The following is a 24,172-nucleotide window of genomic DNA, read 5'->3' on the forward strand; positions in this document are numbered from 1 at the left end:
AATGACTTTGATATGAAACTTGACGATCTAAACCTTTTCCGCATGGTTGTGGAAAATGGCAGTTATACTGCCGCATCACGCAAAACACAGGTACCCGTCGCGACGCTGACACGCCGTATTCAAGCACTTGAAGAAGGCCTTAACATTCGCCTTTTGAATCGTCATGCTCGTAAACTATCACTGACTGAAGCCGGTCAGAAGTTTTACCATGATTGTGCTCCATTATTACAACAGCTACTTGATACCACTGAGCACATCAGTGAAGAGTGTAAAGGCGCTGCCGGTAAATTGCGTATTGCTGCACCAACGAATATTACTAAAGTAATGTTACAACCGTTGTTAAACGCATTTATGCAAGAACACCCAGCAATTAGCATTCAACTTTACATGAGCAATGAACCAGATCAACTTGATCCAACTGACTGGGATGTCATGTTCCGTGTTGGTCCTCAACGCGATTCAACGCTTATTGCACGTCGTATCAATGAAGTAAAAGATATTTTGGTCGCAAGCCCTGACTATCTAAAGAAAAACCCAGAACCTAAGCATGCTCAAGATCTTCATGAACATACGCTTTTAAAAGGTAATCCACTTTTACGCTGGCGTTTAACTAACCAAAATGGCGAGACCGTTACTATTAACGAACGCGCACGTTTTGAAGCAAGTGAGCTTAATGTTATTCGTAAAGCATGCAGTGCTGGGCTTGGTATTACATTAATGCCTAACGTAATGTTAGAAAAGTACATTGCTGCAGGAGAAGTAGTACAAGTACTTAAAAATTGGTCGGCAAACCCGCGTGATGTGTATTTGATTTACAACCACCGTGATTACCAACCAGAAAAGCTACGTTTATTTATTGACTTTGCAAGCCATTACTTTGATCTTGAAAAGCACTAATTAGTCGCGCTTAAAACCAGAGAAAAATGCCGCCAAATAAATTAGGAGCGGCATTTTCATTTGTTAGCACCATACTTTCTCACTCTCTGCACTATCATCCATAACTTTAGTAACCTCTCAAAAAATCCTGATCGTCGCCAACAAAAAAGCGACAGGTATAACCCTATCGCTTTCATCATGAATACGTCAGTTAAAGTAGTTACATACCTTCGTTATACAACTCAAGGTTAGCTAAATCTTGTTGTAATTCTGATTGTAATTTTGAATCTTCATTACGTAACGCATCAAGATAATCAAGGTATTGTTGGTCAACGTCACCGGTAACATAACTGCCATTAAACACTGAAGTTTCAAACAATGTAATATCAGGGTTACCCTCAGCAACCGCTGCCACTAAATCATTAAGATCTTGGAAAATAAGACCATCAGCACCAATTAACTTGCTAATTTCGTCTACTTCACGGCCATGGGCAATTAATTCATTAGCGCTTGGCATATCAATACCATACACATTTGGGAAACGAACCTCTGGCGCAGCTGAGGCTAGATACACTTTTTGGGCACCAGCATCGCGTGCCATTTCAATGATTTGCTCAGAAGTGGTGCCACGAACAATAGAATCATCGACTAACAGTACATTTTTACCTTTAAATTCAGAGCGGATCGCATTGAGTTTACGACGCACAGATTTACGACGCATTTGCTGACCCGGCATGATAAAAGTACGGCCAACATAACGGTTTTTAACAAACCCTTGGCGATATGGCTTATTCAATGTACGAGCAATTTCAAGCGCACTATCACATGAGGTTTCAGGTATTGGGATCACAACATCAATATCAACATCGCCCCACTCGCGCTTGATCTTTTCACCGAGCTTAGTGCCCATTGCTAAACGTGCACCATACACCGAGACTTTATCAATAAATGAATCTGGACGAGCAAAATATACAAATTCAAACACACATGGGTTTAGCTGTGGATTAGAGGCGCATTGTTGAGTGAAAAGCTCACCCTCAAAGTTAATATAAACCGCTTCACCCGGTGATACATCACGCATAAAATCAAATCCAACCGCATCCAATGCAACCGATTCTGATGCGACCATGTATTCAATTTTGCCGTTTTCTTCGCGCTTACCTAAACATAATGGACGAATGCCATTAGGATCACGAAAAGCAATAAGTCCGTGGCCAATAACCAAAGCTACGACTGCATAAGCACCTTTTACAATGTTATGCACTTCACTGATGGCTTTAAAGATGTCGTTAGGGCTAATAGGGTAGGTTTGGCTGTGTGCTAATTGATTAGCTAGCACATTGAGTAGAATTTCTGAATCTGAGGTGGTGTTTACATGACGCTTTGTTTGTTCAAACAAGGTTTCTCGAATATCAGCCGCATTGGTTAAATTACCATTGTGAGCTAAAGAAATACCATAAGGCGAGTTAACATAAAACGGCTGAGCTTCTGAAACACTAGAGCTACCTGCCGTAGGGTAACGAACATGTCCAATACCCACACTCCCCTGTAAGCGCTGCATATGTTTAGCTTCAAAGACATCACGCACTAAACCATTCGCTTTACGCAGACGGAAACGATTGCTTTCTAAGGTACAAATACCAGCAGCATCTTGGCCGCGATGCTGTAACACTGTTAGTGCATCATAGATAGACTGGTTTACCGGGGTTGAGCCCACGATTCCAACAATACCACACATTTCCTAAGTCCTCGTCCTGCATAAAATAACAGTCGCTAACACCACGATTAAAAATAATAGTGTTAGCAACCGCAGTTAATCTTGCACTATTTAATGCTATGTAAAAAACTAGAGCTCTCTTTGATGTATTCAAAGAACCATTCTATTACTGCACCAAATTGAGGTATCAATTCAGATTTTTTCCACCACTCTGAGCTTGATAAACCCGTAAAGGTGTCAATAAAGAACAATACCGCAGCGACAATAAGTACGCCACGAACTGCACCAAAAACAACCCCTAAAACACGATCTGTACCAGACAAACCGGTCTTCTGCACTAATTGACCGATAACGTAGTTTACTACCGCGCCAACAATCAATGTGGCCACGAACAACACTGCAATTGCACTGCCGTTACGCAGCATCTTGTCATGGAAGTTGGTAAAATAAACCGCCAACTCTGTATAAAAGTTACTCGCGACAAAAAACGCGGTAAACCAAATCACTAATGACAGTGCTTCTTTAACAAAACCACGGACCAAACTCACCATTGCAGAGAAGCAGATCACGCCCAGTATTACATAATCAATCCAGATCATTTTTGTTCTTGCTCGTTTTGTTGATAGCTATTCTAACAGAAAAAATGCTCACGCAAACGTTTACCTAAGGATTTATTGCATCAAATCGGTTCAATTTACCGTTTAAGCCAGTAATTTTTTTCAATTCTGCAATTTGTCCCGCGAGCTTCGCTTTTGATACATCAGGGCCAACAACAACCTTAACTAACTGGCCAGGTTTAGCATTACGTGGAATTAATTGAGCTTGATACCCGTTTAAGCGTAATTTTGCAACCAATCCATTAGCATTATCGAAATTACCAAAAGTACCCATTTTAATCACCCATGCAGAACTTGTTGTTGCTGGTGCTGGTTTTTTAACAACCGGTTTTGGTACGCTTGGTTTCACTGTTGGTTTAACAACAACCGGTTTTGCTACCACTGGCTGTGGTTTCGCTGCCGTGTTAGTCGTTGCACTGCGATCATTTTCGATAGTAAACGTTTCATCATTAGTCGATGTTGACGCTTGCTGCGCTGTTGTTGCTGTTACCGGCTGTTTAGGTAACACGACATCCGCATTTTCAGGTTCAGGAATCGTTTTTGCTTCACTCTGCCCACCCATTTTTGGTTGTAACGGAATACTCGCAAACTCTTCTTTATAATGCTCTTTCTTACCATCGAAAAAATCTGGTAGAAAAATCACCCCTATCGCAACCAAAATAATGGTGCCGATTAGTCGGTTTTGAAATTGACTTGCCACAATGACTCCTGTTGATATCTAAAACGAAAACTCGGCATGCACAATATGCTCTCTTTACGTTCTACAGTTTTAAATGTGAGGTTATTTGGCCAACAGTGTAAAACGAGCCAAACACGATTACCACATCGTCTGCACCTGCTTGTGTTAGGGCTTGGTCAAAAGCCAACGCTGGGCTATCAAAACCGCGGCAACCTGTTGGTAAATGCACCAGGATCTCTTCAGCAGCAGCAGCACGAGGGCCTTGCAGCGAAGCTGGATACCAATAATCAACGCTATCACGCAGAGTCGCAATCGTCGCGGCAATATCTTTATCATGCAACATTGCCACTACTGCATGGATTTTATTTTTACCTTCTTGGGCTTTGATTTTAGCCAATTGGGTCGCAAAATATTGTGCTGAATGGGGATTATGTGCGACATCCATAATAATCAATGGTTGTTCACTCACTCGTTGCATGCGTCCTGGTAAACGGGCATTTCGCAAACCTTCGACAATATTTTGATCGCTAATATCTAAATTCGTCACTGACAATGCCATTAACGCTGTCGCAGCATTAGGTAAAGGCAAGCTCGGTAATGGCAAATCGGTCAGAGAAAATGCACCAGCTTGCCAATGCCAACAGTCAGCTTGTTGCTGGTAATCAAATTGATAGCCAACTTGATATAATTCAGCCCCAATATCATCGGCATGTGCGGGTACAGTTGCAGGCGGATGTGGTTGACCACAAATAGCCGGTTTACCACTACGGAAAATACCTGCTTTCTCATAACCAATCACATCGATGTTATCGCCTAACCAATCAACATGATCTATTGCTAAGCTGGTGATCACACATACATCATGATCAACGATATTGGTGGCATCTAAACGACCGCCTAAACCGACTTCTAATACCACCACATCAACCTGATGTTGTTTAAATAACGTCAGCGCCGCTAGCGTACCAAATTCAAATAAACTTAAACTGGTGTCGCCACGCGCAGCTTCTACGCTCGCAAATGCTTGGCTATGTTCACTATCAGCTAATTCTTGGTTGTTAATCCGCACTCGTTCGTTATAACGTACTAAATGAGGAGAGCTATACACGCCAACCTTATAGCCTGCCGCGAGCAAAATCGCTTCTAGCATGGCACAAGTCGATCCTTTGCCATTGGTTCCAGCAACAGTGATCACACACGGTGCAGGCTTAATTAAATCTGCGTTTTCCGCTACCTTTCGAACCCTATCAAGCCCGAGATCAATAGCACTAGTATGAAGTTGCTCAAGATATTTCAGCCATGTTGAAAGCGCGGCTGTCGCTTGCGGAGAGGTCAATCCTGACATTAAGAATCATTCACTTGTAGTAACGAACTGAATCATTAATTTACCATTGAATGGCTAATAACTTAATCATCGAGCACAATAAATTAGTAATTCGGTCTAGAAAACAAAAATGCCACGCTAATTAAGTTAATTAGGGTGGCATTTATTAACATTAATTGCAGTGGCTACCGAGGGTAACGCGCACTCAATTAAATATATTATGATTAATCTTGCTGCTCTGGTGCCGATTGTGGCGTTACTGGCTTACTATCAACAGAAACAACCAATGGTGATTCTTGATTAGTCATTTTAGCCATTAGACCAGCAATACGCTGACGCATTTCACGACGATCAACAATCATGTCAATCGCACCGTGTTCAAGCAAGAACTCACTACGCTGGAAGCCTTCTGGTAGCTTTTCGCGTACTGTTTGTTCAATAACACGTTGACCAGCAAAACCAATCAATGCTTTAGGCTCACCAATATTAATATCACCTAACATAGCCAGTGATGCCGATACACCACCCATAGTTGGATCGGTTAATACAGAGAAGAACGGCAGACCTTTAGCAGATAAACGCTCTAAAGCGGCACTGGTTTTCGCCATTTGCATCAGTGACATTAATGCTTCTTGCATACGCGCACCACCACTGGCAGAAAAACAGACAAATGGACAGTTGTTTTCAATCGCAGCGTCAACTGCACGCACAAACTTAGCACCAACAACAGAACCCATTGAGCCGCCCATAAATGAGAATTCAAAGGCACAGGCAACAACAGGTAGACCTAATAATTCGCCGCTCATTGCAACTAAAGCATCTTTCTCGCCAGTTGCTTTTTGGGCTGCATATAAACGATCTTTGTATTTCTTAGAGTCACGGAATTTAAGCTTATCTTGTGGCTCAAGCTCCGCTGCAATTTCCACTTGCGTATCTGCATCAAGAAATGTTTCAAGACGACGACGCGCTTTCATACGCATGTGGTGGTCACATTTAGGACAAACTTCAAGATTGCGTTCGAGATCTGCGTGATACAATACCTGATCACAAGACGTACATTTCGTCCAGACACCCTCAGGAATAGATACTTTACGCGAAGATACGATGTTACTTTTAGTTAGAATCTTTTCAAGCCAGCTCATGAATGACCTTTCTTTTTTATTCTTCCGCCAGAGACCGAAGAGACAAATTCATTAAATATTATTTAAGATTAAAACATAATCTTATTAATCTGTAGATAAAAAACTGGTATTACCTTTGTGAGCCATCATGGTTTTTTTAAGCAAAAACACCATTACATATCAAAAACAGTCATAATCGAGACTAATAAGCCATTTATGTTTTCATCTGCTGTAAATAAATGACTTATAAAAATATTGGACCAAGCACTGAACGCGGTAAATTGTGCTCAGCAGGATAGTCAACATCAACCAAATAAAGACCAGCAGACTTTGCTGTAGGACCTGCAACACGACGATCTTGTTGATCGAGTACCCACTTGATCCAATCCGGTTGTTTTTCACCTTTACCGACTTTAATCAGACTACCCGCAATATTTCGCACCATATGGTGAACAAAAGCATTGGCCTTAATATCAATCACCACAAAGTCACCTTTGCGCGTTACGGTTAAATGCTCAAGTCGACGCCACGGACTGCGTGATTGGCATTGGGTAGCACGAAATGAAGTGTAATCGTGCTCACCGATCAAATGCTGAGCCGCCTCATGCATTTTTTGTTCATCTAGATGACCATGATAATGGCTAACACCATGCTGAAAAATAGCCGGACGCACAGCATGATTATAAATTACATAACGATAGCGACGTGCGGTAGCTGAAAAACGCGCATGAAAATCCTCACTGACTTCATGTGCCCAGCGCACAGCAATATCTTTTGGTAGATAGGCATTAACACCCATAGTCCATGCTGCCATTTTACGCTCAATATCAACATCGAAGTGTACCACTTGCCCTGTACCATGCACCCCAGTATCGGTACGTCCAGCACAAAAAACAGCAATGGGTTGATTGGCAATATGTGATAGCGCTTTTTCTAAACGTTCCTGCACACTATCTACATCTACTTGACGTTGCCAACCACAATATTTAGCACCATCGTACTCGATACCTAACGCTATTCGCATAATCTCACTTCGACTTAATTTAGCATAAATACACAGGCGATATTGTTTAAGCGCCTGCTCAAAACAGAGGGGAAGTATAGGGGATGGCGCCACAAAGGGGAAGAGCAGGGATTTCGAGGGCGAGGAAAAGCAAACATAAAAAAAGCGACAGGCTCTCACCCATCGCTTTTTATCTCGAAACTCGTAGTCTCGCCCCTCAAAACCTACTTCTTAAGCGTAAACTTCTCAAGTAATGCCTTGGCTTCAGCTTGGACTTCGCCCTCACCTTTTAGAGCGATATCTTGCAGCAAATCAATCCCACCACTGATATCGTTCATTTCAAGATACGCTTTGGCTAAGTCTAGCTGACCCGCATACTCTCCGGAACTATCAACATCAAATTGACGAATATTGGCAAACATATCAGGAAACTCGGTCAAACCCACATCAAGGTTTAATGGCTTTTCATCAGGATCGTCTTGTTGATAATTAGGATCATCAGCCAACAGCTCATCAATACTAATGTATTTCGACGTTGTTGCCGATTTAACATCCGCTTGAGCAAAAGACGGTTGCTGAGACCAATCTTCACTTGCTAGTTCAGGCTCAGCCACTGCACGTTGCCATACCGCTGCTTCATCTTCTGCTAATACATCTTCATTATCAGCAATATCACTCTCTGGTGTTGAGGCTAATAACTGCTCACGCTCATCACTATTAACACCCAGCCCACCTTTAGGAGATGCTGTTGTTAGCTGTGAGTCATCAAACAGTAACGCATCCATATCTAAGCCTGCAGCATCAACACGCTCTTGTTCTGCTTCTGGTGAGCGATCAACCGTAGTAATACCTGGCGATGATGGTTGCGGTTTAAGCCCTTGCTCAATGGCGTATTGTTCTAATTCATGCTGCTCTTCAAATGATGCAAATAACGCTTCATCTTCATCAAACTCAGGTAAAGTAGTAACGTCAATATTCTCAAACGCATATTCCAAATGACGAGCAGTATCAAATGGCGAGTAATCCGGTTCAACGTTAGCACTAACATTATCAACCGCAGCGGCCTGACGTTGTTCTGCAGCTTGTGCCGCTTGTTGTAATTGACGTGATACATTATCAATTGCAACTTGCTCATCAATTTCTGAACGCTCGTCTGTTTGCTCTAATGGCAATGCTTGCGGATCATCAAACGCAGAGTTTTCATCAAACTCAGGTAAATCATCAAGGCTTAATGGCGCATTGTGCACTGCATCTGCTGACGGCAAGGCTGAGAGTTGATCATCATAATCATCAAATGCGGCTTGCTCATCAAACTCAGGCAAATCATCAAGATTAAACGTTGGCGTATCTTTCTCGACATCGATTAACTCATCTAATAGTGCTGTACTATTTTCAGCAACTTTAATCTCTGAAGTCGGCGCTAAGGTATCGCTATCATCTGCAAGTAATTCATCTAATAACTCAGTACTATTTTCTGCAACCTCAATGTCGCTTCCAAACGATGTATCGTCATCATCAGTAATTAAATCATCCAATAGCTCAGTGCTACCTTCAGCAAACAATGATTGTTCATCATCTGTTGCGTGCTGAGTTGATGGCGTGGTTATATCAGGTAAATCATGATTAAACTGTGAGAACAATGCATCAAGTTCATCTTGAGAAACCGCTTTAGTACCCACTAATTCCGATTCAGAAACAGCTTCAGACTGCAGCTCATCATTGGTTGATGCTTGTGCTTGTTGCAAAATCTCATCTAATAACGCTTGGTCTGATAACGGCTTGTCGTCATCGTCATCATGATCGAGGTTATCTGTAGTAACTGATGCTGTTGTCACATCATCATGTTCAGATAGATCAAAGTTAGCTTTATCTTCCTCGCTAAGCGATTGCTCCCACAATGCCGCTAATGCTTCATCTGAACTTGGTTGTGGTTTGGCATCAAGCTCATCCAGCGCGCGCTCCATGTCTTTAAGGCCAATAGCATCATCGTTAGCCACTGAAATAGTGCTAAGGCTAGAATCAAAATCCTTATCATCAAAATCTGTTGCAGCTAACGCCAACACCGATGATGACTCCCCCTTCGCTAACAGTTGATCCTCTTGTTGTTCTCGCGTTTGAGAATCAAGTTCTTTATCAGAGGCGTTGTTATTGCTGTGCTGTTTAGGTTCAAGATCTGCAAACAAATCATCATCAGCAAATAAATCATCAAGATCGTCATTATTATCAGCATCAGCTAAATCAATCGGTGGCACTACCGCTGAACCGGTGTCGTTATCTGTTATTGGTGCTGGTAACGATTGGGGTTCAGGCTCATTTTTCTTACGGCGGAACAGTAATAAGGCTAATAACGCCGCAATTAAGCCGCCAGGTATAATACCCGCAGCAGCAAGTGCCCATGGATTATTCGTTAGACGCTCTAACCATGTTTCAGGAACAGGCTCTGGCGCTTGTTGTAACTGCTTTTGTTGCTCTAAAAACGACACCATTTGTTGACGAATACTGTCACTTTCAGTGACCTGATCTTTCAATGTCGCCATATCTTGTTGCATTGCAGATAATCGCAACCGCAATGCGTGGTTACTTTCAACCAACGCTGCCATTTTCACATGATCAACATCGGCTACTGGCGCTACTGGTTTAGCTGGAATAATGGTTTGATCATTATTCTTAGGCCCATCAACGACCGCAGGCTGTTCACTTTTGGTTGCCGCCATTGCAGTAACATCTGCCGCGTTGTCAGCATCAGTTTCAACGTTGGTGTCTTCAGTTGGCGTAACAGGCGTCATTGACTCTGGCTTTGGTGACAGTTTTATCACTCGTGGCTTGTTAGCGACTGAAGCTTGCAGCTCTGCTAAGCGTCTTTTTTCTAACTCAGTTGCGTACGGCGCACGTAATTGGTCTGCTGCTAATTTTCGGCTAACGGCACTAATACGTTGCTGCTGTATTTGCTCCATTGTTGGCAGTTTTAAATAGCTGCCTGGTAACAATGAATGAATATTATTATTTTCAAACGCATCTTGATTGAGACTGTAAATAGCACCAATAACTTTAAAGATAGACACATTTTTATTAGGTAAATGACGCGACGCAATGCCCCATAACGTTTCAGTTTCGTACGTTGGACCATAGCTACGCGCCATTAATGACGATGGTGAAAATTGTTTAGCAGGTACAGTTAACTTGCTCGCGTCAGAACCTTGATTCATCGTTGTATACGAGCTGTCTTCATTCACTGGGCCTACTATACGTATCGTATTAGCATTCACTACCGGTAAGTAAGATGAAATAGTCACAAAGGCTACCGGCAGTACCATACGTTTAAGTATTTTTGGGATGTCAGACACTGTCTACATTCCTCTTTGGCAGAGATAAAGTTGCTCGAACTCGTTGTCATACAACGAATTCGAAATAATAGTTTGTTGATCATAACGACTGCTATGAGTAAAACTTGAATAGCAATATTCAATCACAATGTGGATGACATTATGTCAAGTTATCAGCAAAAGAAAAGCAAGCAACTAACGAAATAAAAAAGCGACCGGCTTTCACCCATCGCTTTGTTATTTTGTTAGCAAGTTCGATCGCACTATTGTGTTAACCAACATTAATAGCGCGATCTAGGCCTTACTTTTAATAAGGTTGATTATAAGTAGTCAGCAATCAACTTTTCTGCAATCTGAACACTGTTAGTTGCCGCGCCCTTACGAACGTTATCAGCCACAATCCACATATTTAGACCACATGGGTGACTAATATCTTCACGAATACGACCAATCATCACATGATCTTTACCAACAGCATCCGTTACTTGTGTTGGGTATTCATTACCAGGGAAAACTTCAATGCCATCAGTGTTTTCAAGTAAGTTAATCGCATCTTCTAATACGATTGGCTGATGGGTTTCAACGTGTACTGCTTCGCCATGACCAAAGAATGAAGACACACGTACACAGGTTGGATTCACACGAATACTTGCATCGCCTAAAATTTTCTGTGTTTCCCACACCATTTTCATTTCTTCTTTGGTGTAGCCGTTATCCATAAACTCATCAATATGAGGAATACAGTTGAACGCAATTTGCTTATCGTAGGCTTTGGTTTCAATTGGCAAACCGTTCAGCAACTTGGCAGTTTGTCCTGCTAGTTCATCAATACCTTTACGACCAGAACCTGATACTGACTGGTAAGTTGCAACGTTAATACGATCGATACCATAAGCATCTTGAATCGGCTTTAGTGCAACTAACATTTGAATCGTTGAGCAATTCGGGTTAGCGATAATGTTACGGTTACGGTAATCCGCAATCGCTTCTGGGTTCACTTCTGGAATAACCAAAGGTACATCATATTCATAACGGAATTCAGAGGTGTTATCAATCACTACCACACCTTGCTCAGCGGCAATCGGTGCCCAATGGCGTGATGCTTCAGCACCGGCAGAGAACAAGGCAATTTGCACTTGGCTCCAATCGAAATCTTCTACATTACGAACGCGGGTTGATTTACCTTTAAAACGTAACGCTTTACCTGCGCTACGATCACTTGCCAGCAAGTAAAGATTGCGAACAGGAAAATTGCGTGCTTCTAGCACTTCGACCATAGCTTCGCCTACAGCGCCTGTTGCGCCAAGTATTGCGATATCATATTCCTGACTCATTGAGTGACCTCTACTACTGTAAAACCTAATTTAGCCAGCGACTCTACCGCAAACTCGGCCTTCGCCGCTACTGTAATCGCACTATATTCACGTCGATCCCAGTAATTTTTACGCATTAAATCAAAAGCGGTCGCCATTTTGCTGTTATCGTCGCCAGCAGCTAGCATTTCACGACGGAAAATACCGTCATCTTTACGTACATCATAAACTAATTGGATCAAGCTAAATAAGGTCGCTTCATCCCATTTTCGACTTAATTGCACTTGGGGTACAGGTGCAATGGGTAACAAATCACTTGCCTGAGCACGATGATCATTATGTAGAAACTGACAAAAACTATTAAACACCATTGTGGTGCCACGTGCTTTGCCTTCAAGACCGTAACCAGCAACATGCGGTGTCGCAAAGGCTAATAATGGCAATAATTCTAAATCCACCAGCGGTTCTTGTTCAAACACATCTAACACTGCGGTGAGAGCCTTACCTGAACCATCTGTTGCCGCTTGTAAGGCCAGTTTCAGTGCTTGATTATCAACGACTGGACCACGGGCTGCATTAATTAAAATCGCATTAGGCTTCATTGCCGCTAAAAATGCTGCATCCACTAAATGATGGGTCGGGTGATCGCCTGCACGTGTTATCGGAGTATGGGTGGTTATCACATCACATTCAGCTAATAGCGTTGCCAATGAATGGAACTCACGCTCATCGCCCTCAGCTTGTTTTAGTGGATCATTTAACAGATAACGAATACCCAAAGCATCAAGACATTTAGCTAAATAGGTACCAACATTACCCGCTCCAATAATACCCACGGTGCGATCAAAAATAGAAAAATCCTGCTGTTGGCCAAGCACCATCAAGCTACTTAATACATATTCTGCCACACCCACTTTGTTACAGCCTGGCGCTGCGGTAAAGGTGATCCCCTTAGCGGCTAATAAATCCTGATCAACATGATCTAGCCCTGCGGTTGCAGTACCCACAAATTTCAGTTTGTCGGCTTTAGCTATTAAATCGGCATTAACTTTGGTTACAGAACGGATCATCAAAGCATCAATGCCGACTAAATCATCAGCGGTTAATGTGCGTCCTGGTTTTGCAATAACCTCACCTAATTGGCTAAATAATTCCTGAGCATAAGGCATGTTTTCATCGATAAGGATTTTCATATACGTCCTGTAGAGAGAATAAGTAAAGAAAGGCGCGTGCGGGGTTATTATATAGCAGAGAGGGACGAGGGAAAAGCAGAGGCGAGGAAAGGCAGTAACGAGTGGCGAGTGGCGAGGAATGGCAGTGGCGGGTGGCGAGATTATCCGTCATCTGAAAGTTGAGGTACGAAACTATCCGTGATCTACTCAAGGCGTGATCGAGCCTTAAAGAAACCAGTGGACTCAATAACTCCACGACGCGCGGTTAGTAGATTCCCTATCGCCCTCGCGGGCATTCACTGTAGGGAATGACGGGGTTGGGGCTGGTCTGGGTACTCGCTTTTATCTCGATACTCGCAGACGCGAAATCTCATTACTCAAAACAAAGTAAGAGCGAGGAAATAACAATTGGCTAGCACATAAACGCTTTTATAGTAACTGTATTATGCTACTTGTGTGTGATTCACCTCATGTTTATTCATTTTATCAATGATTTTAGTTGTACAAATAGAGCTATATCCTGTTTTTCTCGGTCTTTTACGATTAGTGTGCCTAGCTCACTTATTACTAGATAGACAGTTTATATGCAAAAGACAGCGGTTGCAGTCAATTCCAATAAGACCAAATGGGCCTATCAAGATTTTACCTGGGCACTCTCCCTGTTTGGTACAGCTGTTGGGGCTGGCATTCTTTTTTTACCAATAACAGCGGGCGCTGGTGGTTTTTGGCCATTAGTTATTTTAGCGTTAATTGCCTTTCCGATGACGTGGTTTGCGCATAAAAGTTTAGCTCGCTTTGTCTTATCTTCATCAAAAAAAGATGCAGATATCACCGATGCTGTTGCAGAGCACTTTGGAAAAAAAGGAACGAACATAATCACTGTTGCTTATTTCTTTGCTATTTTCCCGATTGTTCTCATTTACGGTGTCGGCATTACCAATACTGTTGATTCATTTATGATCCATCAATTGGGCATGTCATCGATTCCACGCTGGTTACTATCAGGTGTACTGATTGGATTAATGACCGCGAGTGTTGTTTTTGGCAAAGAGCTAATGCTAAAAGTAACGTCAGTTTTAGTTTATCCATTGGTCTTTATTCTATTAGTGCTTTCTATCTACCTGATTCCGGATTGGAATATGTCAATGGTTCACACCAAAACTGATTGGTCATCAATGCCACTCGTGATTTGGTTAGCGATTCCAATTATTGTGTTCTCGTTTAACCACAGTCCAATTATCAGTCAGTTTTCTAAAGAACAACGTCGTGTATATGGTGACAATGCGGTGAAGAAAACCGATATGATCACTGGCGGTGCTGCAATGATGCTAATGGTATTTGTGATGTTCTTTGTGTTCTCGGTAGTATTATCGATGACTCCAGCACAATTAAGCATGGCAAAATCAGATAATATTTCAGTGCTGTCTTACTTAGCTAACATCAAGTCTTCACCCGTCATTTCATACTTAGGCCCTATCATTGCGTTAGCGGCGATTACATCAAGCTATTTCGGCCATTTTCTAGGTGCTCATGAAGGTCTGACTGGATTAATCAAGTCTCGTTCAACCATGCCCGTTAAAAAGACCGAAAAGCTATCTCTGGCTTTCATCGTGATTGTTACTTGGATTGTGGCAATTATTAACCCAAGTATTCTAGATATGATTGAAAGTATCGGCTCGCCAATGATTGCTGCAATTTTGTTCTTATTGCCAGTATTTGCAATGCAGTGTGTGCCTGCGATGGCGAAATACAAAACATCGCCGATTGCACAAGTCTTTACTGCTATATGTGGTATTGCTGCGATTACATCTGTTATTTACGGTACGTTTTTTTCTTAGAGGAAGATAGGGGCGGTTTTAGGGGCAAGGAAAGGCAGTGGCGAGTGGCGAGATTGCCTAATATCCGTCATCTCGGAAGGTGAGGTACGAAACTATCCGTGATCTACTCAAAGCGTGATCGAGCCTTAAAGAAACCAGTGGACTCAATAACTCCACAACGCGCGGTTAGTAGATTCAATAACTCCACAACGCGCGGAGAGTAGATTCCCTATCGCCCTCGCGGGCATTCACTGTAGGGAATGACGGGGATAGGTACAAAAAAAGCGATAGGCTCTCACCTATCGCTTTTTATTATACTGTGAACTCAGACGCGCAATCTCGCTACTCGAAATCTCGCCGCTGCTGTTCCTGCCTTACGCTTCGTATTTCTTAATTACTAGCGTTGCGTTAGTACCACCAAAACCAAAGCTGTTAGACATAACAGTCTTCAATTCAACATCGCGCTTCTCAGTCACGATATCAAGGCCTTTCGCAGCTTCATCTAGATTGTCGATGTTGATGCTTGGTGCAACAAAACCGTGCTCTAGCATTAGGGTTGAGTAAATCGCTTCGTGAACACCAGCCGCACCTAGAGAGTGACCAGTCATCGCTTTAGTTGCAGAGATTGCTGGGCAGTTTTCGCTAAATAGTTCCTGAATAGCACCAAGCTCTTTCACATCACCTACAGGTGTTGAAGTGCCGTGAGTGTTGATGTAGTCAACAGGTCCATCAAGATCTTTCATTGCCATCTTCATACAACGCACAGCACCTTCACCTGATGGTGCTACCATGTCGTAGCCGTCAGATGTTGCACCATAACCTACGATCTCACCGTAGATTTTTGCGCCACGTGCTAGTGCATGCTCTAGTTCTTCAACCACAACCATGCCGCCGCCACCAGAGATAACGAAACCGTCACGATCAGCATCGTAAGTGCGTGATGCTTTTGATGGATCATCATTGTACTTAGTCGACAACGCGCCCATCGCATCAAACATCATTGTTAGTGACCAATCAAGCTCTTCACCGCCACCAGCAAAAACAACGTCTTGCTTGCCTAGTTGAATCAGTTCAACCGCGTGACCGATACAGTGCGCAGATGTTGCACATGCAGAACTCATGGTGTAGTTAACACCGCGAATTTTAAAAGGTGTTGCCAAACATGCAGAAACAGTTGAAGACATAGTACGTGGAACCATGTAAGGACCAACACGCTTAACGCCTTTCTCACGCAGTGTATCTACTGCATGGTACTGGTTGTATGATGATGCGCCGCCTGAACCTGCAACTAAACCTGTACGCTCATTAGATACTTGGTCTTCTGCTAGGCCAGAGTCAGCAACCGCTTGCTCCATTGATAGGTAAGCGAACGCAGCAGCATCACCCATGAAACGCATTTTCTTACGATCAATATGCTCAGATGGTGTAATTTTTAGATCACCCCATACATTTGAACGCAATTTCATTTCTGCAAACTGCTCAGAGTAAGTAATACCTGATTTGCCTGTTTTTAGGGACTCCAGTACTTCAGCAACGTTGTTACCGATACTAGATACAATACCCATGCCTGTAATTACGGCTCGTTTCATGATGAATTCCTACTGATATTAATGGAAATACCTACCCATTTTATAGAACAACCACGGTCCTATTTCAATGGCTAGAATAGGTCCCAAACGGCTTTAAAATCTGCGCTCACATCCACTCTTCGTTTGCTATAGCGAACGAAAACACGCGATATTAAAGATGTTTGGGCCGACATAATTCACTAATCTAACTCTTTTATTAAGAAAAAAACAAAAAAGTTAACGATTATTTAGTACGAGAACTATAACGGCTTTGTCGCTGAAAAGTGGTCAGCTTTCCTGTATTTCAGGTACAATCGAGTCAAAATTGCTATTCAATCGCATTCAAAGCCCATAATTGATGCATTTTCATGCATAAAGTGATGCTAAAGTGCTCAGCTGCTAAACAAGAGGTTCATGTTGTCTCGTCCTACTTCTACAACGTCTACACCACGGATCAAAAATGCCATCCTTGATTGGAACGATACTGGCAGTCCAATATTTCATCAATTAGCGTCATCAAATGATCATGGACTCGAACAAACACGCAATGCCTTTATCCACCAACATGGTTTACCGCAATGGTGGCAGAATTTTGACCGCCGTCGATTTGTGGTAGCTGAAACCAGTTTTGGTACCGGGGTTAACTTTTTAGCACTATGGCAAGCATTTAACGCTTTTCGTGAACAGCACCCAGAGGCAACAACGCAAGAACTGCACTATATTAGTTTTGAAAAAACACCACTGACCAAACATGATCTGATTAAAGCCCAGCTTATGTGGCCTGAGTTGGCACAGTTCGCTGAGCAGCTACAAGCACATTATCCTCCTGCAGTCGCTGATTGTCATCGAATTGTGCTTGAGAATGGCCGCATCACCCTTGATTTATGGTTTGGCGATATTAACCAATCTATGCCGCAACTATGGCTTGGCAATGACGGTCTTATCGACGCATGGCTATTAGATGAGTGCGCATCTCAACATCAGATCGAGAGCTGGAATCAACAGCTGTTTAATAGCATGGCTAAAATGGCACGCGCTCAATGCCGTGTGAGCGCTGTGACAGCAACAACGACAGACTTAGTGCGCGCAGGCTTAACTGAAGCTGGTTTTAGTATCAACAATGCGTCAGCGCTAAACGATCATCATATTACCCTAGCGACAATCACTCCCCCGCATTCGCAAGCTAACTTTAAGCCGTGGTTTTCCCGTAGCTCACAACAAGCATCGCCATCACAACCAAGCGATATCGCGATTATCGGTGGTGGTGTAGCATCAGCGACCACTGCATTAGCCTTAATTCGTCGCGGTCAGTCGGTAACTTTATATTGCGCTGATAGCGAGTTAGCCCAAGGCGCATCAGGCAATCGTCAAGGTGCTGTCTATCCACTGCTCAATGGTAAACACGATCCGCTATCACGCTTTTTTGCGCCGGGATTTATTTTTGCGCGTCAGTTTGTTGAACAAGCCGCTCAGCAATGTCAGTTTGATCATGATTGGTGTGGCGTAACCCAATTAGCATGGGATGAAAACGGTAAAAACCTGACTGATGCTGAAAAACAACTCGCGCTTGCAACCCAAGATAAAAAACTCGGTCGTCAAACCAAAAAGTTAGACTGCATGTTAAGCGGTGGCTTTCCTGACGAGTTAGTCCGTGAATTAGATATTGAACAAACCCGCGCGATCACCGGTGTCGACACTGATTGTCGTAGTGTTAATTACCCATTAGGTGGTTGGTTATGCCCCCAACAATTAACCCAAGCATTAATTGAATCAATGCAGCAAACAGGCAAATTAACCTTACACCTTAATTGCGATGTCACGGCGCTTGAACAACAAAAAACACCCACTAATGATCCGCAATGGCAATTAACGTTTGCCGATGGCAGCACCACAACTCACACTACAGTTGTGGTTGCCAGTGGTCACCGTTTTAATCAATACCCACAAACCGCTCCTATTCCAACCTCATCAGTACGTGGTCAAGTCAGCCATGTACCAACCAATGAGACCTTGGCGCAACTTAACACGGTATTATGTTATGACGGCTATTTTACGCCAGTAAACACCAACACCAATAGTCATTGTATTGGGGCTAGTTACGCCCGTCGTAGTTGCGATTTAACTTACAGTGATGTCGATCAACAACAAAACAAGCAACGCTTATTAGACAGCGTTCCGGCAACGGCTTCATGGATCGATGCTATCAACGTTGACCAGTTTGATCCTCAGCAACGAGCACGTGTTGGGGTGCGTTGTGCGAGCCGTGATCATTTACCGTTTGTGGGTAATGTTTGTCGTTATGATGATTTGATTAAGCAATATCAGGATCTGAAAGATAACCAGCTTTACGCTCAAAATGTGCCGGTATACCAAAACTTATTTACCATTGTTGGCTTAGGCTCACGAGGGTTAAGTTCAGCACCACTATTAGGCGAATTACTGGCTTCACAGATTTGTGGCGATCCACTGCCCCTGCCGCACACAGTGCTTGATGCCCTTCACCCAGGCAGAATGTGGGTACGGAAATTAGTGCGTGGTAAAGAGGTGAAGGGTTGAGGTTGTGAGGGGTTTAGGGGCGAGGAAGAGCAGTAGCGAGTGGCGAGATTATTAGTGCCGAGACTGCCTAATATTCGTGATCTACTCAAGGCGTGATCGAGCTTTAAAGAAGCCAGTGAATACAAGGCAATAACGAGTAGCGAGTAGCGAGTAGCGAGTAGCGAGTAGCGAGTAGCGAGTAGCGAGGACGTTAATATCTAGACTCGCTATCTTCCTACAAATACTTACAGTGTTGGGCTTAGCACTCGCTCTGCCCAATATTTATCATCTTAACTGTCATTTAATAGATTACTTTTATATCACAATAAAAGTTCCATGTGACCCGAGAGCGTTTAACTCTAAAGTAACAGTGCCATCTTCATTGAAGAATTTGAGTAATGTTAATCAAAACTATAACTCTCTAACTTACCTGCTTCTTTTTCTGCTTTAGCAATAATAGCCTGATTTACAAACTCGTACGGTAAGTCAGGATTATCTTCCATCATTTCACCAATTTTTGCCCAATGTTCAATTTGCTTTGACGTAGTACGATTAAATGCTTTGGCGATGATGGTTGCTTTCTCAAAAAGCTCTTGGTCAATTCGTATACTTACTGTAGCCATAGTTCTATTCCTATGTAATAAAGCTTCAAAACTAAATGTCGTAACTCGCTGTAAAAAGTAATTGTGAGTTACTGAAGCATAACAGACCACAATAACTCCACAACGCGCGGGCTTCTAGCGGGCATTCACTGTAGGGAATGGATTTAGCACTCGCTTTTATCTCGAAACTCGCAACCTTCCACCTCGTCCCCTCGCCCCTTACTCACTTGCGGCAATGATCACTGTTGCCTCAGGCTTAACCTTCCTTAGTTCTGTCGCTAATGCGGTTTGCGCTTTAAGATCGCCATGTACGACTTTAATTACCTTAGGGCCTTGCTCAATATCAGCCACAAAACTAACAAGATCTTGTTGCGCGGCATGAGCGGAATAGCCTGATAATTGATGGATCTGCGCCGCAACATCAATCACTTTATCATCAATTTTAATGACCCTATCGCCATCAACTAAAGCGCGTCCGGTTGTGCCTTGGGCTTGATAACCTGCAAAAATCACATCGGTACGTTTATCAGCTAACAACGCTTTTAAATAATTGACCACTCGACCACCAGAGCACATGCCGCTAGCGGCAACAATGATCGCGGGTTCAGCGGAATGCTGCAGCCTGTTGACTAATTCTATATGCTCAGCATGACCATCAATAGTAATACACTGCTCAAATGCTAACGGATGCCTACCCATATAACGGCGCTGTTTGGCTTCTTTCGCCCATAGTTCATGAAAATAACGGTACTGCTCTGTCACCTTTTGTGCCAGTGGCGAGTCTAAAATTATCGGTAAACTTTTCCACACCCGCTTATTGGTGGCAGTTTCATTGGGATCGACATCAATTTTGGCAATAATATTTTCAAGATCAAACAGTAACTCTTGAGTACGACCAACACTAAAAGCAGGAATAACAATCGCGCCACCATCTTGTAAAGAGCGTTCAACGATCTGTTTTAATAGTTGTTGACGATGCTCAAGGTAATGTTCAGCTTTATCACCATAAGTACTTTCAATTACTAATGTATGGGCGGCAGTTGGCGCGATGGGATCGGTTAATAACGGGGTGTTTTTTGGCCCCAAATCGCCACTAAACACCACTATTTCATTGGTTGGTAATTTGATTTCAATATAAGCAGAGCCCAAAATATGCCCAGCAGGTCGAAAACGGATCTTAACTTGCTCTCCCGTTGGTAACACTATTTGTGCCCAACAATCATAAGGTACTGGACGAATACGTTGATGTATTAATGCTAACGCTTTTTCACACTGTTTTTTATTGAGTCCTAGCTGCAGTTTAAGCCCATCTTCTAGCATTAGCGGCACTAAAGCTGCAGTCGCTTCTGTGGCATAAATAGCCCCTGAAAAACCCGCAGCAAGTAGCCATGGCAAACGGCCAATATGATCAATATGGCTATGGGTCAGTAATAATGCAGCAATATTGTTAATATCAAATTCAATATCTAACGTCTCACGGGCTTCTGTTCCCTGAAATAAACCACAATCGATCAATAAGCTATTATCGCCAATAATAAGCTCATGACATGATCCCGTTACTCCTGTTTTTGCACCATGATGAACAATATTCACTGCAATCTCCTTTTACCAATAACCATAAGCGACTCATGATGACAGCGCATATCTATTGTTAAAAATGTTATCAGGTAGAACTAGGAAGCATTCACCTTTACAATGTTAACATAATGTAACTGTCATCTATAAATTGTTAATCAGTCACAAAACAGCGCTTATAAATATACATAGAGGTGCGTAATAGCTCTAATGGCTACCTGATAACAGATTAAAGAGACATTTTTATTATGTATCCCATCATTATCGCTATTCATGGTCGAGGAAATAAAATCCCGACGACAACCTTAAGTGCACATTGGCAGCAAGCGCTTAACTATGGTTTACAACGCTACAGTCAATCTCGGTTACATCCGCAAATTGATTTTAAAATGGCCTATTACGCCGATCATTATTATCAACAGCCATTAGTGTTATCAGCCGCTCCCACGACTGCAATTCCGCAGATCCATGCCATTAAGCATTTATTGGTAGACAACTTAACCCATCACAACCATCAGCTCACCACCAGCACCTCACACTGGACAACCGGTGTCGCTGAATGGATAGAAGATAAATTAAGTGTGTTCTCTTTTATCTCTAAACCGTTTTTAAAATCACTGCTGCCAGATATTCATCATTACTTTCATGATTCAAAGTATCAAAAAGCGGTCGAGCAACCGCTGATAAAGCTGCTGAATCAATATCAACATCGGCCAATTATTTTACTCAGTCACTCAATGGGCACGGTGATTGCCTATAACGTTCTCCATCAACTCAGTCGCCAAACAACACCGCCACAAATTAGTACTTGGTTTACCTTTGGCTCACCGCTTGGACTTACTAGCGTCAAAGGCTTTCTGCCCCAAATCACTCAGCAACCAAGTGTAAAAAAATTAGCGACGCCCGATTGTGTTACCGAGCAATGGATCAATGTCAGTGATAAACGCGATATTGTGTGTATTGATCATGATTTAAGTGATGATTACCTTGCCAACCGCCATCAAATCAAGCCGCAAGATTGTTATATCACCAATGAGTATCCTGGTAATGCCCATAAATCTTACGGCTATTTGTGGAGCCATGTTATCGCGAAATACGGTATTCCTAAGGTGACCTTATGAAAGCATTAATTTTATTAGATCCTGGCCATGGTGGGATCATTAACAATGTCTATCAAACCGCAGGTAAACGGTCACCATTATGGTCCAACGGCCAACAATTATTTGAAGGGGAATTTAATCGTGCTATTACTCACGGCATTAGCCAAGCCTTAACCCTATATGGCATTGACAATAAAATCATTGTGCCTGAACGAGAAGATATTAGCCTGCGTACGCGGGTTGATCGGGCCAATTTTTTAGCCCAGCAATACCCGCATCATCGCTGTTTATTAATTTCAGTGCATGCCAATGCTGGTGGTGGTAAAGGGGTTGAAATTTTTACCAGCCGCGGCCAAACCGACAGTGATATTGTCGCCGATCATCTTGCCCATGCTTTTACTCAAGTGTTTCCAAATAAACCCCTGCGTAGTGATTATCGTGATGGCGACATCGATAAAGAGCGTGGCTTTTATATGCTCAGAAAAACCACTATGGCTGCGGTATTAACTGAAAACTTCTTTATGGATAATGAAATCGAATGCTGTTTGATATTGATGTCGCCTAAAGGCCGAAAAAAAATCATTGAGTATCATGTGCAAGGGATTATGGCGTGGGTGGAGGGAGGAAGATCAGAGGTTTCGAGTAGCGAGGAAGAGCAAAGGAAATAAGGGACGAGGAGAAGCAGGAAGAGCGAGTGGCGAGCGGTATCAAGATAAAAGCATCATCTGTTGTGACGCTTTTTTCTTGATACTTAGGTGGTTCTACTTCACGCGGCTATTGATATTAATTATTGTCACACTCTTCCAGCATTGATTGCCACCACGTGGGATTATTTAAATACCATTCAACGGTTTTACGTAACCCCGACTCAAAGGTCTCAGCTGGGATCCAACCTAATTCACGAGTAATTTTAGAGGCATCAATAGCATAACGAATATCATGCCCAGGCCTATCTGCCACATACGTAATCAGATCACTGTAAGCATCAATAGCTTGAGGTTTGTTCGGTGCTAACTCTTCTAATAACTGGCAGATTGTAGTAATAACATCGATATTGGCTTTTTCATTATAGCCACCAATATTATAGGTTGCACCTGCCTGCCCTTGCGTTAAAACACAATATAAAGCGCGTGCATGATCATCGACAAATAACCAATCACGAACTTGTAAACCATCACCAAACACGGGCAATGGCTGCCCCGAAAGTGCATTTAAAATTATTCGCGGGATTAGTTTTTCAGGATGATGATAAGACCCATAATTATTAGAACAATTGGTTACAATAACGGGTAAACCATAAGTTCGTGACCATGCTCGTACTAAATGATCACTCGACGCTTTAGAAGCTGAATATGGACTTGAAGGATCATAGGCACTATTTTCACTAAACAGTGCCTCACAATGGCCTAAATCACCAAACACCTCATCGGTTGAAATATGATGAAATTTAAATGCGGCTTGGCGAGCGGGCTCTAATGATTGCCAATAACTGCGTGCCGCTTCTAATAACGTATAAGTACCGATAATATTAGTGGTAATAAAAGCAGCAGGTGCATTTATAGAACGATCAACATGACTTTCCGCCGCTAAGTGCATCACCACATCAGGCTGATGCAGAGCAAACAGACGATCTAACTCATTACGATCACAAATATCAACCTGCTCAAAAATATAACGGCAATGTTGTGCCACTGATTCCAATGTGGACAAATTACCCGCATAGGTTAATTTATCAACATTAATAACGCTATCTTGAGTATTATTAATAATATATCGAATAACGGCAGAGCCAATAAAACCAGCTCCACCCGTCACCATTATTTTCACAAC

18 protein-coding genes are annotated in these 24,172 nt (G+C 42.6%); 5 read left to right on the plus strand and 13 right to left on the minus strand.

Going from position 1 to position 24,172, the window contains the following annotated elements:
- Window positions 1–12: 12 nt before the first annotated feature.
- Window positions 13–897: a LysR family transcriptional regulator gene (locus G6R09_RS10695; protein WP_060997311.1), complete on the plus strand. Its 885-nt coding sequence runs from the start codon at window positions 13–15 to the stop codon at window positions 895–897.
- 199 nt (window positions 898–1,096) lie between these two features.
- Here the strand turns inward: G6R09_RS10695 and purF are convergent, their stop codons facing one another.
- The 9 genes from purF to G6R09_RS10740 all read right to left on the minus strand — a co-directional run bounded on the left by purF (window position 1,097) and on the right by G6R09_RS10740 (window position 13,166).
- Complete coding sequence (purF, locus tag G6R09_RS10700; RefSeq protein ID WP_065168099.1) at window positions 1,097–2,614, minus strand: amidophosphoribosyltransferase; 1,518 nt, start codon at window positions 2,612–2,614, stop codon at window positions 1,097–1,099.
- An 86-nt stretch (window positions 2,615–2,700) separates the two neighbouring features.
- Window positions 2,701–3,192 (minus strand): colicin V production protein, encoded by a 492-nt coding sequence (gene cvpA, locus G6R09_RS10705; protein WP_065168098.1) that lies wholly within the window; start codon window positions 3,190–3,192, stop codon window positions 2,701–2,703.
- Window positions 3,193–3,256: 64 nt separating this feature from the next.
- Window positions 3,257–3,910, minus strand: coding sequence for a cell division protein DedD (dedD, locus tag G6R09_RS10710; protein ID WP_163922274.1), 654 nt, complete (start codon window positions 3,908–3,910; stop codon window positions 3,257–3,259).
- A 61-nt stretch (window positions 3,911–3,971) separates the two neighbouring features.
- Complete coding sequence (folC, locus tag G6R09_RS10715) at window positions 3,972–5,234, minus strand: bifunctional tetrahydrofolate synthase/dihydrofolate synthase (protein ID WP_163922276.1); 1,263 nt, start codon at window positions 5,232–5,234, stop codon at window positions 3,972–3,974.
- Window positions 5,235–5,437: 203 nt separating this feature from the next.
- Window positions 5,438–6,355: an acetyl-CoA carboxylase, carboxyltransferase subunit beta gene (gene accD / locus G6R09_RS10720; RefSeq protein WP_163922279.1), complete on the minus strand. Its 918-nt coding sequence runs from the start codon at window positions 6,353–6,355 to the stop codon at window positions 5,438–5,440.
- Window positions 6,356–6,578: 223 nt separating this feature from the next.
- The gene (gene truA, locus G6R09_RS10725) at window positions 6,579–7,358 is read right to left on the minus strand and encodes a tRNA pseudouridine(38-40) synthase TruA (RefSeq protein ID WP_065168094.1); all 780 of its coding nucleotides are present in this window, start codon (window positions 7,356–7,358) and stop codon (window positions 6,579–6,581) included.
- 203 nt (window positions 7,359–7,561) lie between these two features.
- Window positions 7,562–10,681 (minus strand): FimV/HubP family polar landmark protein, encoded by a 3,120-nt coding sequence (locus tag G6R09_RS10730; protein ID WP_163922282.1) that lies wholly within the window; start codon window positions 10,679–10,681, stop codon window positions 7,562–7,564.
- Between the two features lie 299 nt (window positions 10,682–10,980).
- Window positions 10,981–11,994, minus strand: coding sequence for an aspartate-semialdehyde dehydrogenase (locus G6R09_RS10735; RefSeq protein WP_065168092.1), 1,014 nt, complete (start codon window positions 11,992–11,994; stop codon window positions 10,981–10,983).
- The gene (locus G6R09_RS10740; protein WP_163922284.1) at window positions 11,991–13,166 is read right to left on the minus strand and encodes a 4-phosphoerythronate dehydrogenase; all 1,176 of its coding nucleotides are present in this window, start codon (window positions 13,164–13,166) and stop codon (window positions 11,991–11,993) included. The genes G6R09_RS10735 and G6R09_RS10740 overlap by 4 nt, the downstream gene beginning before the upstream one ends.
- 563 nt (window positions 13,167–13,729) lie before the next feature.
- On the opposite strand from G6R09_RS10740, the gene G6R09_RS10745 reads away from it, so the two are divergent.
- Window positions 13,730–14,983 carry an aromatic amino acid transport family protein gene (locus G6R09_RS10745; RefSeq protein WP_163922287.1) on the plus strand — a complete coding sequence of 418 codons (1,254 nt, stop codon included), beginning with the start codon at window positions 13,730–13,732 and terminating at the stop codon, window positions 14,981–14,983.
- 353 nt (window positions 14,984–15,336) lie between these two features.
- Here the strand turns inward: G6R09_RS10745 and fabB are convergent, their stop codons facing one another.
- Entirely contained in the window at window positions 15,337–16,551 is a 1,215-nt protein-coding gene (gene fabB, locus G6R09_RS10750) for a beta-ketoacyl-ACP synthase I (RefSeq protein ID WP_065168090.1), read from the minus strand.
- 393 nt (window positions 16,552–16,944) lie between these two features.
- On the opposite strand from fabB, the gene mnmC reads away from it, so the two are divergent.
- Window positions 16,945–19,086, plus strand: coding sequence for an FAD-dependent 5-carboxymethylaminomethyl-2-thiouridine(34) oxidoreductase MnmC (gene mnmC / locus G6R09_RS10755; RefSeq protein WP_163922290.1), 2,142 nt, complete (start codon window positions 16,945–16,947; stop codon window positions 19,084–19,086).
- A 380-nt stretch (window positions 19,087–19,466) separates the two neighbouring features.
- Here mnmC and G6R09_RS10760 read toward each other — a convergent pair whose 3' ends face one another.
- Together G6R09_RS10760 and G6R09_RS10765 are read right to left on the minus strand one after the other, a co-directional pair.
- The gene (locus G6R09_RS10760) at window positions 19,467–19,688 is read right to left on the minus strand and encodes a hypothetical protein (protein ID WP_163922292.1); all 222 of its coding nucleotides are present in this window, start codon (window positions 19,686–19,688) and stop codon (window positions 19,467–19,469) included.
- A 198-nt stretch (window positions 19,689–19,886) separates the two neighbouring features.
- Window positions 19,887–21,260, minus strand: coding sequence for an MBL fold metallo-hydrolase (locus G6R09_RS10765; RefSeq protein ID WP_163922295.1), 1,374 nt, complete (start codon window positions 21,258–21,260; stop codon window positions 19,887–19,889).
- Window positions 21,261–21,490: 230 nt separating this feature from the next.
- On the opposite strand from G6R09_RS10765, the gene G6R09_RS10770 reads away from it, so the two are divergent.
- Both G6R09_RS10770 and G6R09_RS10775 read left to right on the plus strand, forming a co-directional pair.
- Entirely contained in the window at window positions 21,491–22,363 is an 873-nt protein-coding gene (locus G6R09_RS10770) for an alpha/beta hydrolase (RefSeq protein WP_163922298.1), read from the plus strand.
- The gene (locus G6R09_RS10775; RefSeq protein WP_163922301.1) at window positions 22,360–23,010 is read left to right on the plus strand and encodes an N-acetylmuramoyl-L-alanine amidase; all 651 of its coding nucleotides are present in this window, start codon (window positions 22,360–22,362) and stop codon (window positions 23,008–23,010) included. Before G6R09_RS10770 ends, G6R09_RS10775 begins: the two co-directional genes overlap by 4 nt.
- 115 nt (window positions 23,011–23,125) lie before the next feature.
- Here G6R09_RS10775 and rfbB read toward each other — a convergent pair whose 3' ends face one another.
- A complete protein-coding gene (gene rfbB / locus G6R09_RS10780) occupies window positions 23,126–24,169 on the minus strand; it encodes a dTDP-glucose 4,6-dehydratase (RefSeq protein WP_163922304.1) in 1,044 nt (347 codons plus the stop codon).
- Between the last annotated feature and the right edge of the window lie 3 nt (window positions 24,170–24,172).

This window comes from Photobacterium sp. Alg240-V54 (assembly GCF_900537155.1).
GTDB lineage: Bacteria > Pseudomonadota > Gammaproteobacteria > Enterobacterales > Vibrionaceae > Photobacterium.

Bases quoted from the DNA above. Each gene is read 5' to 3' on its own strand.
- G6R09_RS10695 (WP_060997311.1), top strand. From the start codon at position 13: ATGAAACTTGACGATCTAAACCTTTTCCGCATGGTTGTGGAAAATGGC.
- purF (WP_065168099.1), bottom strand. From the start codon at position 2,614: ATGTGTGGTATTGTTGGAATCGTGGGCTCAACCCCGGTAAACCAGTCT.
- cvpA (WP_065168098.1), bottom strand. From the start codon at position 3,192: ATGATCTGGATTGATTATGTAATACTGGGCGTGATCTGCTTCTCTGCA.
- folC (WP_163922276.1), bottom strand. From the start codon at position 5,234: ATGTCAGGATTGACCTCTCCGCAAGCGACAGCCGCGCTTTCAACATGG.
- accD (WP_163922279.1), bottom strand. From the start codon at position 6,355: ATGAGCTGGCTTGAAAAGATTCTAACTAAAAGTAACATCGTATCTTCG.
- truA (WP_065168094.1), bottom strand. From the start codon at position 7,358: ATGCGAATAGCGTTAGGTATCGAGTACGATGGTGCTAAATATTGTGGT.
- G6R09_RS10735 (WP_065168092.1), bottom strand. From the start codon at position 11,994: ATGAGTCAGGAATATGATATCGCAATACTTGGCGCAACAGGCGCTGTA.
- G6R09_RS10740 (WP_163922284.1), bottom strand. From the start codon at position 13,166: ATGAAAATCCTTATCGATGAAAACATGCCTTATGCTCAGGAATTATTT.
- G6R09_RS10745 (WP_163922287.1), top strand. From the start codon at position 13,730: ATGCAAAAGACAGCGGTTGCAGTCAATTCCAATAAGACCAAATGGGCC.
- fabB (WP_065168090.1), bottom strand. From the start codon at position 16,551: ATGAAACGAGCCGTAATTACAGGCATGGGTATTGTATCTAGTATCGGT.
- mnmC (WP_163922290.1), top strand. From the start codon at position 16,945: ATGTTGTCTCGTCCTACTTCTACAACGTCTACACCACGGATCAAAAAT.
- G6R09_RS10760 (WP_163922292.1), bottom strand. From the start codon at position 19,688: ATGGCTACAGTAAGTATACGAATTGACCAAGAGCTTTTTGAGAAAGCA.
- G6R09_RS10770 (WP_163922298.1), top strand. From the start codon at position 21,491: ATGTATCCCATCATTATCGCTATTCATGGTCGAGGAAATAAAATCCCG.
- G6R09_RS10775 (WP_163922301.1), top strand. From the start codon at position 22,360: ATGAAAGCATTAATTTTATTAGATCCTGGCCATGGTGGGATCATTAAC.